We start from the raw sequence: 13,340 nt of genomic DNA on the forward strand, positions 1-13,340 counted from the left end.
TTCAGCCACCGTGCTCGGCCACTTTTTTTTTGAGCCAATCGAGCTCAACCTTCAGTCGACCGATTTGTTCATAGAGCTCTGCGGAACTCGGTTCGTCGGTGGTGGCCTTGCTCGCTGAAGGACTCTCGAAAATCGAAATCGCTCCTTCCAACAGCTGCTTTTTCCAAAGTGCAATCTGCGTCGCATGAACTTTATGAATCGATACCAATTCGCTCGTCGTCTTCAATCCACGAATCGCATCCAAGGCAACTTTCGCCTTAAATGGTCCGTCGAATTTACGTCTGCTCCGAGGCACGGTTGTCTCCCGCTCAATTGCTCGACACGATGCCTCAATAATCCTCGATCCAAACTCCGTTTTCTATCTAAGACGGTGGTCCGAAAAACGGGGTCCACTTCAGCACGCCAATACCACATTATTCCTTGATGCGAAGAATTGAATTCATACCACGCCATTCCTTGTCCGTTTCCAGAAGATCGCCATGCGAAAACATTCATCGCATTTTCTATCCTTAAGCCATATGAGAACAAGCTCTTAAGAAACGTCCCGGGCTTTTACAAAATGACCAAATGCCGTTCTAAATAGGAAACAGTAGCACGGCCTCTTGGTGACGCGACCATCGGTCTACGGAACCGAAGGGCCATTCCCGGTTTGAATCGCGTCTCGATTCAGGCGATCCTGGCCGAAATCGGTGTGGACATGTCTGTCTTTCCCGATGAGCATCACTTGAGTTCTTGGACAGGAATGTGCCCAGGAAACGAAGAATCAGCGGGAAAGCGGTTGCGTAGTGCCGTCCGTCACGGGAATCGCTGGTTGCGACGAGACCTCAGTGAAGCCGCGTGGGGGGCCAGTCAGACTCAGACCAGTTACTTTGCGGCTCAGTACCGTCGACTGGCGCCGCGGCGAGGGAAAAAACGAGCTCTTATCACCGTGGCTCATTCACTATTAATCGTCATCTACCACGTTCTCAAGGAACACAAAGACTATCAAGACCTCGGTCGAGACTATTTTGATTGCCACAGTGCCGAACGCCTCCAGCGATATCTCGTTCATCGCCTGGAAGCTCTGGGGCACGAAGTCAGCCTGCGACCGCGAAAGCTTGATCAAGAAAACTGACTGTCGGACGTACTTACATTCTTGCCTCTCTCAACCAGAGGACTCGTTCGCCGTACGCGCTCAACATCCCGCAACTGTTCAAATTCTCGGAGCAGCAGGGTTCTCTGGAGTTGGCGTCCTCGCCCGTGGCTTGCTGAGGAGAAGCCACGCGGACAGCAGAGTCAACGGGGTGACGACAGTGAAGTAAGGAATTGAGGTTGTATAACCTTCATACGAAGACTGCATGCCGTCGAATGAGCCACCACCGGACTCACGAATTGAAATCAGCCATTCGTTCGCCTTGTCTTCTTTAACAAGGAAGTAAACGCTGCTGAGCGGAAACGTCTCGAAAGTCACGAACCATGACGCCTCTCGGAGGTCATCTGAACATCCGCCCGATACGGTCCGTCGCTGCCTAATTCGCGACGTCCTTGAGCCCCTGGAAAAGCAGTTTCCGACACCCGCAGGCGACGCGACAGGTTTCGTCGTCGGTCGCTTACGCAGTTTCCGCCATTTCTTTTGCTCGATTTGCGCCGACTCCGGTGTACCCGAACAGCAGTTGATGACCTGGCGCGGTCATCGCACGAGCCAGATGATCCGACGGTACTATCATCTCAATGACGCGGCGTCGCAAAGGTCGATGGAGAAAATCGACTTTACCGAAAGCACGCCTTCAAAGTAGCATTTTGTGGTGACAGTGCACTGCGGGCCGGCGCTGTCTTCCAAACGACAGGCCCGCACACCTTCGGAGGTGTCCGTCACCGCAGCTGACTGCGATGAGGATCCGAGGCAACGATGAAGTCTTTACTTAGTTTCTGTTGCTCCTGTGCACGCTCACCCGACCCCATCCGGGCTCGGGTGTTGCGGCATTGGCTCAGCATTGACTCAGTGAACTGTGTCAATGAAACCACCCGCCGCAAATCGCGATATAACAAGTGTTTGCGACGGGTGTTTTCTGAATGCGGAGAGGGTGGGATTTGAACCCACGATGCCCTCGCGGACATGCCGGTTTTCAAGACCGGTGCAATCGGCCACTCTGCCACCTCTCCGAGTGATTGCATACTTGTCGTTTGCTGTCCCGTCAGGTGCTCTTGTTGAGGCCAAGCCAAGTTCGATCGGTTTTGGACTTGCCGGACGAGTGCTCGATTGCCAACGACTCGCGGAGTTTAGCGGATCATTGCGCGTGGGGCAACGTCTTGAGGAGGCTGGAAATCGGAGTTTGGTTCGGGCAATTTTCGCAGGTCGAAATGATCCACCTGGAATGATCAAACCCTGCGATCGACGACAGCGGCATTCGCGAGCAAATTGCCATTGGAGCCCGGCAGAATTAAAGAAGTTGGAAGGACAAGCGATCGAATTCGTCCTTGACCGGCTGAAATCGCCGGCCTTACCATGCATTGAGGAGAATTCGGGTGGCCCTTGGACCATCCAATCTGTTTTGAATCGTGAAGGGGGACGTTAGATGAATTCAATCAGAGGTCGAATCTGTTTGCTGGCAGTCTCACTGGTGGGAGCCGGATTCGCAGCCAGTCCGTCGGAAGCGGCAGGACCGGTCGCAACACAGCAGGCAGTGACACAAATTCAGTCGTCGCTTACCGGAGCATCGGTGGGTTGGCACCGATGGGGTTGGGGTGGCGGCTATCGTGGCTGGGGCTACGGCGGCTATCGTGGTTACGGCGGATGGGGCGGCTATCGAGGTTTCGGGTATGGCTACGGCTACCCCGGCTATGGTTATGCCGGATGGGGCTACGCTCGCCCGATCTATTATTCGTATCCGCGATACGCCTACCGAAACTATTATGCCCCCGCATACTACTCGGGATACAGCTATGCCTCGCCCTATGCGACGGCCTGCGGCTGTGGAAGCTCGTACGTCTCGTATCAGCCCGCCTCCTACAACTATTCCAGCTACAGTTCTTCCAACTACAGTTACCCGGCACAACCAACGGTGTACGCGCCGACAAGTTATGCCAGCCCAACACCCTCCTATGGATCAGGGTCGTCGACCTACACACCTTCGTCTTCGGTAATTTCGACGCCGTCAACCGTCGCACCGGCCCCCTATCCCGCTCCGCCTGTCGAATATGCGCGACCATCGGCGAGTCGGATGCCCGTTGCAAATGCACCTGTTGAATATGCTTCGTGGGGACTGCCCACATATTCGACGACGACTGCTTACACGCCACCAGCTCCCGCCGCGATTGACTCGGTCCCTGCCGCTCCGATGCCTATCGCCTCGACACAGATTTCACCAAGTCCGGTGTATGCACCGGCCACGTTTCGGTATTCGCCCGTGACATCTCCCGTGAGAATGTCGAGCGCCAGCCCCGTCTGGTAAAGAGACGCAATTCAATCGGCACGAAGAATCCCGGTCAGTTCATGCACTGACCGGGATATTTTTTGCACGGACGTCCATGAACCGACTGATTCCAAATGACATTTCCGCTATGCGAAGACAACGGGGGGCAAAGTGAGAACAGACATTTGATTCTGGTGGGCATGAAAGGCATTCAATTCGCCGCTTGCATGTCCCTGGGGGGCCGCGCTTCTCGAACAACTCGCTGATCGCTCGCACCAAGTGAACGTGAAATCCAGCAAGTTTCGCAGCGAAATTCGAGCCTTCAAGCTCAGCGGGATGCTCGCGTCAGGCGTCGCCTTCGCCTTAGATCAAGTTGAACAACGGCTAAGGTCTTATTCACGTTCGAGTCGACTGCTTCGATCACGCCAGGGGCTTTCGAAACCCTTCACGTACTTATCCAGAAAATCGACAATGTCATGCTGCGTCTGCACATCTTGCAAGACGAGATCCATCCCACGGTAATCCTCGGGATACCGCTTGAGCGACACCTTGTCATCTTTCTTCTTCTTGGCGACGAGTGCATCAAACAACTTCTTCGCGGCGCTCAGGTCATGCGCATTCTTTTCCGAAGTGCCGATCATCACCGGAAGATCGCGTCCGCGAATGACTGCGGCGGATTTCGTGGCGGCCAACCCGGGGGTGCTCAATTCGGGCGAGATCAGCACCAATGCTTGAACATCTTGCCCGCGTGGCGTGCGTTGCTCTGGCGTCGTACTGTCGTCGTAGGGCTCACGTTCCCAGTCAATTTCCGTAAAAGCTAACGCGACTGAGGTACTGAAATCGCAAGCCACAATCCCAAGCTTGTTCATATTCAAGTTCCCCTTCTGATGCTCCTCAAGCAGAAACTCCTTTACGGCCTGCATGTCGTAAAGGACCATGTTCTGGTAGTCGTTTTTTCTCAGTTCCGACCGCTTTGGAAGAACACTGTCGCCGTGTCCCCTCAAATCGACCGCCACCACCGCAAATCCGCCTTTTTCCTGAAGGTAGGATGCGATGCCTTTTGATCCGGTCCAGTTCCGCCGGTTCCCTTTCTTTCCGCCGTGCAGCAGGATGGCGACTGGAGCATTCTTCTTCATGGTGGACTTGAAGTACGTGATTTTTAGCTCGAAGTTATCTTCGGTGAGCAATCCCTTCTCTTCGACCTCAGGCCCTTTCGTCGCTTGAGCGGTCGCCATCTGTGCCGTGAATAAGAATGCGCAGACAATCGCAACGAATGGACAAAGGCCGCGAGTACCAAATGACATCAATCGCGACGAATTAGGTTGCATATGTCTCTCCATCAATGGTGCCGACTCATGGCGTGTCGCGTTGACGTCAAACCCGAGTTTGACCGAACGGAAAAACGCCAGCATGATTCCGTGATCCTCAGTTCGAATCGCGGCGCGTAGCGACTTCCTCAACATGATGTGACCGTCGCATTCACCGCTCTTCCTTTAATCCACCTGAAATCGATGGAACGAGCTTGGACATGCCCCTTGCCGTGGGAATCACGAAATGGAGCAAAGCCCTTTCTCATTATTTCGTTCGCCTGCAGAAGGCATATCTGAATATACCGTTAAAAACGCGGTTCTCGCCATCAAGAAAAATTCTGGAAACGCTACGTTGCATCCACTTTGACGATCGTGATTCATACATGGATCGACCGAGATTTTGCGGCTTGCGTAGACCAGGGCAAGTGCGGCAAATATCCGCTTGATCGGCTGCCTCAAACGCCTGGCGCAAGTGTGGATCATCATAAATCGCCGTACATATGGCTTCCTTCTGCCGCGCCGCTCTGTATTCTGTGCTGGGCTATTGAAATCAGCGCTGAATTACAGACTCACCGAGTCAATACATAACGGAAGCGGCGATGCCCGACGAATGTCGAAAGCACAGATCCAGTTCATTTTACAAACCAAGCCGACGCACGTTCATGGCACAGGCGTTTCTGACCCCGTGGATCATGTCGCGCGTCTGCGGCTGGGCCGCCGAGGAAGCGCCACCGGCGAATCAACACTCCAAGTTCTTTTTCACTTCTCAAGGGAAGACGGCGCTGGCCACGACCGACGGAGCGCCGCCGAAATACCTGCAGTTCGAAGCCCCGGGGCAGGCAACGTGGCAGCCGGGACCTGGATTTCGTGATGGGCGACGAGTGGTCGTCTTGAGCATGGAGCCACGCCGAGACGGCCCAGGTCGTCCTTTTGATGAATATTACACGCAGACGCCGACTCATTTATGGACGTACGATCTGGAATCCGGGTCACTAGAAGAGATCTGCACCAAAGACCGCATCGCCCCCTTCACCACTCCCGCATTGCTATTGTCAGACGAACGGCTGCTTGTTCAGGTGGTCAAGAATAAGGTCGGACAAATCTACAGTATGCGTCTCGACGGCTCCGACGCACAGGAATTCACGAAAGCGGGTGAAGGTCTGCCCTATGGACTGAGCCTGAGTCCAGACGGTAAACGAGTGGCGTTTCATCTCGCGAGCCCCCAGGGCTATCAAGTCTGGACAAGCGACATCAATGGCGGCGATCGAGTTCGACTGGCCGCTCAACCCGGACATCTGTATTTCGGTACGCAGTGGTCACCGGATGGCCAATGGGTCTTGTACGTCGACTGCCTGTATCAGCAGGACCCGGGGCACGACTGGGCTGACGTTTGCATCGGACGGGCCGATGGCTCGGAACATCGTGTGCTCACATCCGATCAAGCGATGTGGTTCGCGGCCACCTATGGAAACCCAATGACACGTGGTGGTGGGTCCAATGTTCCATCCTGGACGCGCGAGGGCCAGATCCTTTTTCCACAGCGATCGAAAGATGCCAAAGTTGCCTGGGAGTTCCGCGTTGGTCAGCGCGACGAGGATCATTTCAACCGAGACTTCAAGCCAGAGCTGGCACATGGGGGCACGCAGATCTGCCGCATCGACCCGAACACGGGTTCGGTGACGGCGCTGACGCCGCTTGTTGAGCAGACTTGGGATTTTCGTGCGAGTCAGTCCGTCGACGGAGCGCAGATTCTGTTTTGTCGAGCGGCGACGGGTGAATCCCCAGCAGTTTGGGTGATGGACAGCCACGGCCAGAACGCACGCCTGCTGACGCGAGGAATCGACGACTTGGGAGCCGACCATCCTCGCTGGATTCCTTCGCGCTGATCGAAGGCAGGAACTTGAATTCGGTAAAGGTTTTGTTCAGATCAAGCCTTATCGGCTCAAGCGTGTAGCATCACGAACTGGATCCAAGTCCAGACGCATTCAAGTACCACGACGAACGTGAGCCAGCCCAGACAAGTGAGGATAGCTCGCCATGAAATCGGCTGCGCGCTCATCCCGAATCCGAACGATGGCCCCAGCCGATGCCAGACGAGGAATCCCATGACGATCGTCACGAGGCCAAACAGACACAGAGCCCAGTTTGGCGCGCCGTAGCGCAAGAGATCTCCTGCATCACCGTCGTGCGTCCACGCGCCGACACCGAGATACGCGCCGTTCGCGATAAGGCAAAAGCCCGCAAGAAAACGGAACCAGAACGCGGATTTGGCCCCGTATCCATGAAGCATCAACCAAACGACGAGGGGCAAAAACGCTCCAAAAATCGGCCCCAACCAACAGACCATCAGCGGATGGGGATTTTCTTGAAGGTCTGTGCGCGAGAGTTCCCACGGAACGAGCACCACCTGCCGTACCGCCCCCCCTGTCGTCCATGCGCCACACACATGTCCGAACTCATGCACCGCTTGCATCAACAGCCACGACAACAGAATTGTGGCGCAGGCAAAGACGATTCGAGGACTGGCTGCCGTGCCGGAGGATTTATCTCGCTGTTCACGCGACATCATTCCGCATTTCTCTCTCGCATCAAGTTTGCGATCGCCGCCCTGAATGTCACGACATCAATTCACACTTGAATGGGAGCCGCAAGACGTGACGTATTCGGAATTCGCCGCTCAATGAAACGATTCATCCCGTCCCGCAAGTTCTCGGAACCGGTGCTGGATGTCCAAGAGTTTTTTCTTAGCGGTTTCGAGGGACGTCGGGCGCGGTGAGGACTTGAATTTCACCACATTGAATAGACGGTCGCTGGCGGGCATTCTTGAGAGTTGGTTCGTGGGAATCGCGTGCATCAGATCGACCGATTGAGACGCTTCTTTCCTCAGATGCCTGGAAAGCAAACCGGAATTTGCGAGTTGAATGTCGGTCAACGCGTCGGCAAGCTGGCTCGCTTCGCGGTCGCCCGCAAGATACAAGCCGACATGCGCCACTTCCATACCTGCGGTCGCAATGGACGTGGAAAGCGTCGATTTCTTGTTCGCACGCGCAGAGCAAATTACGGTGCACCAGTCACCGCGCCAGTTCTGGGGAACGAAGCACAAGACTGCGAACTCTTTAGCTCCTTCCAATGAGCCGTCATGGGATGGACGCAATTTGTAAAAGACACCGTGCCCGCGATTGACGGTACCACTCGCCAGGACCAGGTGCTTTGGAGCGATCTTCTGATACCGATTTTGCTCGGTCTTCTTGCTGGAAAGATTTTTCGCGGTGCCAATCGAGAGCAGACTGTAACTGACACGAGCATCGCCCGAGGTCGCGTCCGAATTTTCGGTACTGTCTGTGACCTCAATCCGATCTTCGGCCGTCGAACTCTCAAGAGTCGTGTTTGGCAAGAAGTCGAGGACATTCAACCGCATGTCCGGGCTGGAAATCACATAAATAAAATCAACAGCCGATGCCTCTTGTCCTTCGACGAAACTGGCCGAGATTCGGAATTTCGCCTCAACAACCTTCATCGTTGGATGCATCTCTCGACAATGAGCCGGCGTGACATCGTCGCATTCCACCTTGCTGGGAATGTCAAACGAGACTTTGGTGTCCGACGCCTGTAATGGCATGCACCACACAAGACCGAGAATGCAGATGCAGGTTAGAGGCACAGTCCTCGTCCATCGCAGCCCGCGATTCATACGGCCCACAGGCGCTGTACGCGTTGCCGCCGTCGAAATGGAAATCGACATCAATGTGACACTCCTCGTCGGATTTTTTCCGTTGTCGTCGCGCGAATGCTATCGATTTGATTTCAATTCAAGAAGAGCGATTCCGCCGTGACGAGCGTCAACGAATCGGAACACTGTTCCTTGTTCGGAGCGACAGACCGACGCAGATTCACGATAAAACGCGATCTGATCGCAACGGTTCCAAGTGTGTCGAGTGTTGACTGCGATCGAAGATCGTGTCAGTCATCGATGCGGGAAAATCGGCACCGGCTACTTCGAAGGCGAAGCGTCAGGTTGAGTCGTCGTCCAGCTCTCTGGCACCCCCGGCTTCGTTGCGCACAGGATTTCGCGAATCGCCGAGCGATCAGCGAGAGAAAGATGCGAGAACGGACGGCTTTGATCGGCGCCGGAAAGGACTTCTTCCATTCGATGCCAAACGAGGGCTTTCGCCTCGGGCGGCAATTCATCAAAAGCACGGGAGTAGATCAGATAGCTGCAGGGAAAACGAAACAGACGATGTTCCAAATCAAGATCGCGTAGTGATCGCCCTTGTGAATCGCGTGGCCCGAGATGCGTGAATTCCTCTGCGAATGACGTCGTTCCGCGCATAGGTCCCTTAAGTGGTGCCTCGTCACAGAACAGCAAATACTTGACGAGAGCTTCGCAGGCACTTCTGATCCGACTATTGGCGCTGTCCCAGCGATGATCCGGGGATTCGCCAAGCTCCTGATTGAGTCTCGCTTCGGATGCCAGTGCCTGCCGCGTCTGGAAGTTGGCTCGAGTGATCAGATTGTGTCCCTCGACCTGATGCTCCAGCACGAACAAAGCGATGAGATCACTGGTGTCTGTCAGGTAGGCTTTCGTATTGAATCGAGCCTGGAGGGAAGTGACGTTTTGCCCTGCCGAATTGTCGACGTCGTCACGCTGCGAGGTTTTTTCAATCATCAGATTGCCTAGATGGGTCTGGACCCCATGCGTGCCAGTGACATACCATCCACCCCAGCGTTTTTCGACTGGTAACGTATGATCGACGCGATGTGTCCCCATTGAAAGGACCGGAAAACCTTCTCGATCCGTGTAGACGGAACGCACCAGGTGTCCGGGCACGCCTTTGGTGTTCGTCGTTCCATGACACGACAAACAATTGTCTGTCTGCCGTTCGAAACGAGGAGTGTCGGCCAACTGACTGACGGTATAGAACACGGCGCCCAGCTTCGGGTCAGCCGTCGAAATCTCGATCACGTCGCCGCGATGGCAGTAGCCAACGTAGACATCATCGCTGAAGTAAATTGCCCTTGGTGTTCGCGGAGTGATTCGATCTCGTTGCAGGCTCGTCTTTGAATAGACCAACATTTGCGAAGAAATCGGAACCTCAAGTTCTCGCAGGACGGCGGCGAGATATCCTTGTTGTCCTACGCGGGCAAGTTCCACCTGCCCCGCGTCAATGCGAGACTGAAGCTTCGAAATCCGATTCTCGGCAGGTGTCGACGAATAATAGATCGGAGTATTCTCGAAATCGTCTCCGGCTGCCGTTCTGAGGCACAATATCACGACAAGGCTGAGGGCCACCAAACCCCGGCTTACCCATCCGCATCGAATGAAATTGCTCCATGCTCGTCGGCCGCAATTCGACTTCGATAGGAAGAACGTGAGGCAATCATTCGATGAAAGGCGATGTAACATCCCAAATTCCGGCTGCTGGACAGGTGGTGGTCGCTCCAGTTCGACGACAAGTTTTTACCGTGTCTGATAGTGTCGATTGATGAGGTCGTTCTGAATCCAGAGCAACTTGCTAAACGCACGCAGCGTCGCAATCTCTTGCGGTCGCTCCAAATTCAACCCGAAAATCGTCTGATGCAAAGCATCGGCAACAAATCCCATCAGAGCGTTCATTTGAACGAGTGGTACGTCCAATTCCTTCGATCCGGCTTTTGGCGTATGCATCTTTCCCACGAAATCCAGATACTGCATCATCTTGGCATCGTATGGTTTGGTCACAAGCGTGACGAGATACCGTCCCAAATGTTGTTTTCGGAACTCTATCATCGCGTGATCCTGCGATAGGGACTCCACATTCGTCGGGACGTCACCTTCATACCCTGATTGACGCGGCACAAAATGACGCTTCGTGGCGTCATACTCGAATAGCTTGTGATAGACGGCATCCACCAATCCCGGCACCAGCGGGGCCAGCAGGCTTGCGGCCCCATGAACGGCACGAATATCGTCGTCGTCGAAACCGATGAATTCGGTCAAATAGGCACAACGGTAAGCTAAATCGGATTCAAGCCGTCGTTCGTCAATGCGTTTCATGGGAGTCTTTCGTGCCATAGGCAACTTGTACGGAGAGCGATTCCGAACTAAAATAAGATTTACACATCCTATTTCAGACAAGAGTAGCATCGGCTAAATAGGACTTCAACGTCCAGTTTTAATAAAAATGGAGATCAGGCATGTTTTCCCAAACCGTGGAATACGCGCTGCGTGCCGTCGCATTTCTCGCCGACCATGCGCCGGATGCATGCACAACAGAACAAGTTGCAGCGGCAACGAAGGTCCCGAAGCCTTACCTGGTCAAAGTGTTACAGAATCTCGGGCGTAGCGAGATTGTCCGAAGTCAGCGGGGAATTGGGGGCGGAGTCGTGTTGGTCAAGTCTCCGGATCAATTAACGATTCTGGAGGTCGTGAACGCAGTTGAGCCGATCGTCAGAATCAAGACGTGCCCACTGGGATTGAAGTCACACGGAAAGAACCTATGTCCTTTGCATCGGCGGATGGACGACGCCATGGCCACTGTCGAAAACGCATTCGGAAGCACGACGCTCGCCGAATTACTTGCAGAACCGACCGGCAGCCATCCACTTTGCGAAATGTCGACGAAATAGAGTGGCATAGCTCACCTAGTCCAGACGGGCCCGAGGAGAATGCCTGCCTGGACATTTGCCAACTCGTGGCCGATTCTTCAATCCATGAATTCAGGTTTGAAGCTCGAAAACGCGCGCCCGCACCTTGGAAATGCCGAATCGCCACCTGCGCAATTCCTCAAGTTATTCGACGCCAGATACTTGAGTCTTAAGCAGCATAAGCAAGAGAATTGCCCCATAGCTGACTTCGCACCGGGGTTCTCTGTTAGCCCCGATTTCGAATTCGTCGCCGCTTTCATTCGAGTGCAATTGAAATTTTTCGGAACCGCGAAAAAAAAACGTGCCGTTTGTTTGGGAAACGGCATTCTCTATTGTGCTTCAAGGCAACTTGTCTTTCACTGACGCTGTCAGACGAAGACATCGAACAGAAGTCTTCCAGTCAAATCACCTGGATTCCCCTGGTTTGCCATACATCCCAAGCAGAATGCCGCAATGTTTTGATGAATCCGATGAAATACCGACAATCTGGCGTGAACGAGCCAACATCATTGATGCCAGACGAGCTGCATATTCACCAAACTGACGTCGAGCTCCTAAGGCAGTTTGTTGAGACAAATGATCCGGCCGCGATGGAAGCAATCATTTCTCGACATGGTCCACTCGTCATGGGGCTTTGCCGCAGAGTGCTGAAGAACGAGCATGATGTCGCCGACGCCTTCCAAGCCACGTTTTTGATCTTGCTAAAGAAAGCCGGAACGCTCGACCAGTTCACCTCTCTGGCCGGGTGGCTTTATGGCGTTGCACATCGAGTCACGCTCAAATCGAAGGCACGATCGTTGTGGCGACAAAAACGGGAAGCATCAGGAACTCCGATGACTCCAATCGCGCCAGTTACCGATGATGAGACACTCAATCTCATTCACGACGAGATCTGCAAACTACCAGAGAAATTTCGCCTGCCATTGATCCTGTGTTGCCTGGAAGGCGCGACGCGAGAAAGCGCCGCCGAACAATTGGGATGGTCACCGGGATCGCTCAAGGGCCGGTTAGAACGAGCCCGCGCGCTGCTTCAAACGCGACTGCGCAATCGTGGCGTGGTCTATTCATTGACGGCGCTCTCCACGGTGCTTGCACAGCAAGCTGTCGCCGAGGTGCCAATTGCGCTCGCCAGTTCGACAGTCAGTACCCTGTCGTTAGTGGGTGTCGGTCAACAAATCATTGGTGGTGTCATTTCGTCCGAAGTTGTTGCACTCACTCAAGGAGTCCTGGTGGCGATGGCGAATGCAAAAATAAAATCTCTGGGCATTGCGGTCGTGCTTAGCCTGCTGATGACGACGGCAACTGTGGTCACGATTCGGAATCTGGTGACCAGCCTGCAACGAAAAACTCCTGATCCGGTAGCGGCCGTCGAAATCCATCATCCCGGTGTCAATTTGACATTGGATGAGGAAGGAATGGCGAAAGAAAGGAGCAAGCGTCATGTGAAGTTCATGGGGCTCGCAATGCACAACTATCTTGCGATGTATGGAAGTTTTCCAGCCTCTGCCAGCTACAGCAAAACGGGGCAACCATTGCTTAGCTGGCGAGTCCACGTGCTTCCGTTTATCGATCAAAACGACTTGTACAAGCAATTCAAACTCGATGAGCCCTGGGATAGCCCGCACAACATCAAGCTCGTCCCCCAGATGCCAGACATCTACGCAGAATCAGCGACGGCTCGTTCCACAGGCCAGACGCATTGGCAGGTCTTTGTGGGTCCAACGATGCCGTTTATGGGCCAAAAAGGAATGCGGCTCAATCAGATCACTGACGGTACTTCAACGACGATACTCGTCGTGGAAGCCGCCAATCCCGTCACGTGGTCGCAGCCGGAAGACCTTTCTTATGACCCAAGCAAACCACTCCCCAAGCTGGGAAGTGCGTTCAAGGATTACTTCGTCGCGGGCTTTGCTGACGGCAGTGTCAGACTCGTTCCGATTGATCTTGCAGAAGATGTCCTACGCCCCTGGTTGACGGCCACAGGAAATGAACCAGTGATCGACTTCTGAGATTT

The 13,340-nt window shown here is 54.1% G+C and carries 11 protein-coding genes and 1 tRNA gene; 5 read left to right on the forward strand and 7 right to left on the reverse strand.

The window, feature by feature from the left end:
• Position 1 precedes the first annotated feature (1 nt).
• Positions 2-295: an IS3 family transposase gene (locus tag OSO_RS0103395; RefSeq protein ID WP_010582138.1), complete on the reverse strand. Its 294-nt coding sequence runs from the start codon at positions 293-295 to the stop codon at positions 2-4.
• Between the two features lie 354 nt (positions 296-649).
• Here OSO_RS0103395 and OSO_RS0103400 point away from each other — a divergent pair, with 354 nt between their 5' ends.
• Positions 650-1,114, forward strand: coding sequence for a transposase (locus OSO_RS0103400; protein ID WP_010582139.1), 465 nt, complete (start codon positions 650-652; stop codon positions 1,112-1,114).
• 941 nt (positions 1,115-2,055) lie between these two features.
• Here OSO_RS0103400 and OSO_RS0103410 read toward each other — a convergent pair.
• Positions 2,056-2,142, reverse strand: a tRNA-Ser gene (locus OSO_RS0103410).
• 413 nt (positions 2,143-2,555) lie between these two features.
• On the opposite strand from OSO_RS0103410, the gene OSO_RS51550 reads away from it, so the two are divergent.
• Positions 2,556-3,431 (forward strand): hypothetical protein, encoded by an 876-nt coding sequence (locus OSO_RS51550; protein ID WP_010582140.1) that lies wholly within the window; start codon positions 2,556-2,558, stop codon positions 3,429-3,431.
• 353 nt (positions 3,432-3,784) lie between these two features.
• On the opposite strand, the gene OSO_RS0103425 is transcribed toward OSO_RS51550, so the two are convergent.
• Positions 3,785-4,804, reverse strand: a complete 1,020-nt coding sequence (locus tag OSO_RS0103425; RefSeq protein WP_029246600.1) for an alpha/beta hydrolase — start codon at positions 4,802-4,804, stop codon at positions 3,785-3,787.
• Positions 4,805-5,301: 497 nt separating this feature from the next.
• On the opposite strand from OSO_RS0103425, the gene OSO_RS0103430 reads away from it, so the two are divergent.
• Complete coding sequence (locus OSO_RS0103430) at positions 5,302-6,588, forward strand: TolB family protein (protein ID WP_010582142.1); 1,287 nt, start codon at positions 5,302-5,304, stop codon at positions 6,586-6,588.
• Positions 6,589-6,644: 56 nt separating this feature from the next.
• On the opposite strand, the gene OSO_RS41980 is transcribed toward OSO_RS0103430, so the two are convergent.
• The 4 genes from OSO_RS41980 to OSO_RS0103455 form a co-directional block, all read right to left on the reverse strand.
• Positions 6,645-7,271: a hypothetical protein gene (locus tag OSO_RS41980; RefSeq protein WP_157605003.1), complete on the reverse strand. Its 627-nt coding sequence runs from the start codon at positions 7,269-7,271 to the stop codon at positions 6,645-6,647.
• 108 nt (positions 7,272-7,379) lie between these two features.
• Positions 7,380-8,444: a hypothetical protein gene (locus OSO_RS0103440; RefSeq protein WP_010582144.1), complete on the reverse strand. Its 1,065-nt coding sequence runs from the start codon at positions 8,442-8,444 to the stop codon at positions 7,380-7,382.
• Positions 8,445-8,693: 249 nt separating this feature from the next.
• Positions 8,694-9,992: a hypothetical protein gene (locus OSO_RS0103450; RefSeq protein ID WP_202799919.1), complete on the reverse strand. Its 1,299-nt coding sequence runs from the start codon at positions 9,990-9,992 to the stop codon at positions 8,694-8,696.
• Positions 9,993-10,160: 168 nt separating this feature from the next.
• Positions 10,161-10,736 (reverse strand): protoglobin family protein, encoded by a 576-nt coding sequence (locus OSO_RS0103455; RefSeq protein WP_010582146.1) that lies wholly within the window; start codon positions 10,734-10,736, stop codon positions 10,161-10,163.
• A 140-nt stretch (positions 10,737-10,876) separates the two neighbouring features.
• Between OSO_RS0103455 and OSO_RS0103460 the strand changes: the two genes are divergently transcribed.
• Together OSO_RS0103460 and OSO_RS47410 are read left to right on the forward strand one after the other, a co-directional pair.
• Entirely contained in the window at positions 10,877-11,308 is a 432-nt protein-coding gene (locus tag OSO_RS0103460) for an RrF2 family transcriptional regulator (RefSeq protein WP_010582147.1), read from the forward strand.
• A 488-nt stretch (positions 11,309-11,796) separates the two neighbouring features.
• Positions 11,797-13,335, forward strand: a complete 1,539-nt coding sequence (locus OSO_RS47410; protein WP_237729252.1) for a sigma-70 family RNA polymerase sigma factor — start codon at positions 11,797-11,799, stop codon at positions 13,333-13,335.
• The last annotated feature ends 5 nt before the right edge of the window (positions 13,336-13,340 follow it).

Source organism: Schlesneria paludicola DSM 18645 (assembly GCF_000255655.1).
Taxonomy (GTDB): Bacteria; Planctomycetota; Planctomycetia; order Planctomycetales; family Planctomycetaceae; genus Schlesneria; species Schlesneria paludicola.

Coding starts and splice junctions, on each gene's coding strand:
- OSO_RS51550 (WP_010582140.1), top strand. CDS start 2,556: ATGAATTCAATCAGAGGTCGAATCTGTTTGCTGGCAGTCTCACTGGTG.
- OSO_RS0103425 (WP_029246600.1), bottom strand. CDS start 4,804: ATGCTGGCGTTTTTCCGTTCGGTCAAACTCGGGTTTGACGTCAACGCG.
- OSO_RS0103430 (WP_010582142.1), top strand. CDS start 5,302: ATGCCCGACGAATGTCGAAAGCACAGATCCAGTTCATTTTACAAACCA.
- OSO_RS41980 (WP_157605003.1), bottom strand. CDS start 7,271: ATGATGTCGCGTGAACAGCGAGATAAATCCTCCGGCACGGCAGCCAGT.
- OSO_RS0103440 (WP_010582144.1), bottom strand. CDS start 8,444: ATGTCGATTTCCATTTCGACGGCGGCAACGCGTACAGCGCCTGTGGGC.
- OSO_RS0103455 (WP_010582146.1), bottom strand. CDS start 10,736: ATGAAACGCATTGACGAACGACGGCTTGAATCCGATTTAGCTTACCGT.
- OSO_RS0103460 (WP_010582147.1), top strand. CDS start 10,877: ATGTTTTCCCAAACCGTGGAATACGCGCTGCGTGCCGTCGCATTTCTC.
- OSO_RS47410 (WP_237729252.1), top strand. CDS start 11,797: ATGAAATACCGACAATCTGGCGTGAACGAGCCAACATCATTGATGCCA.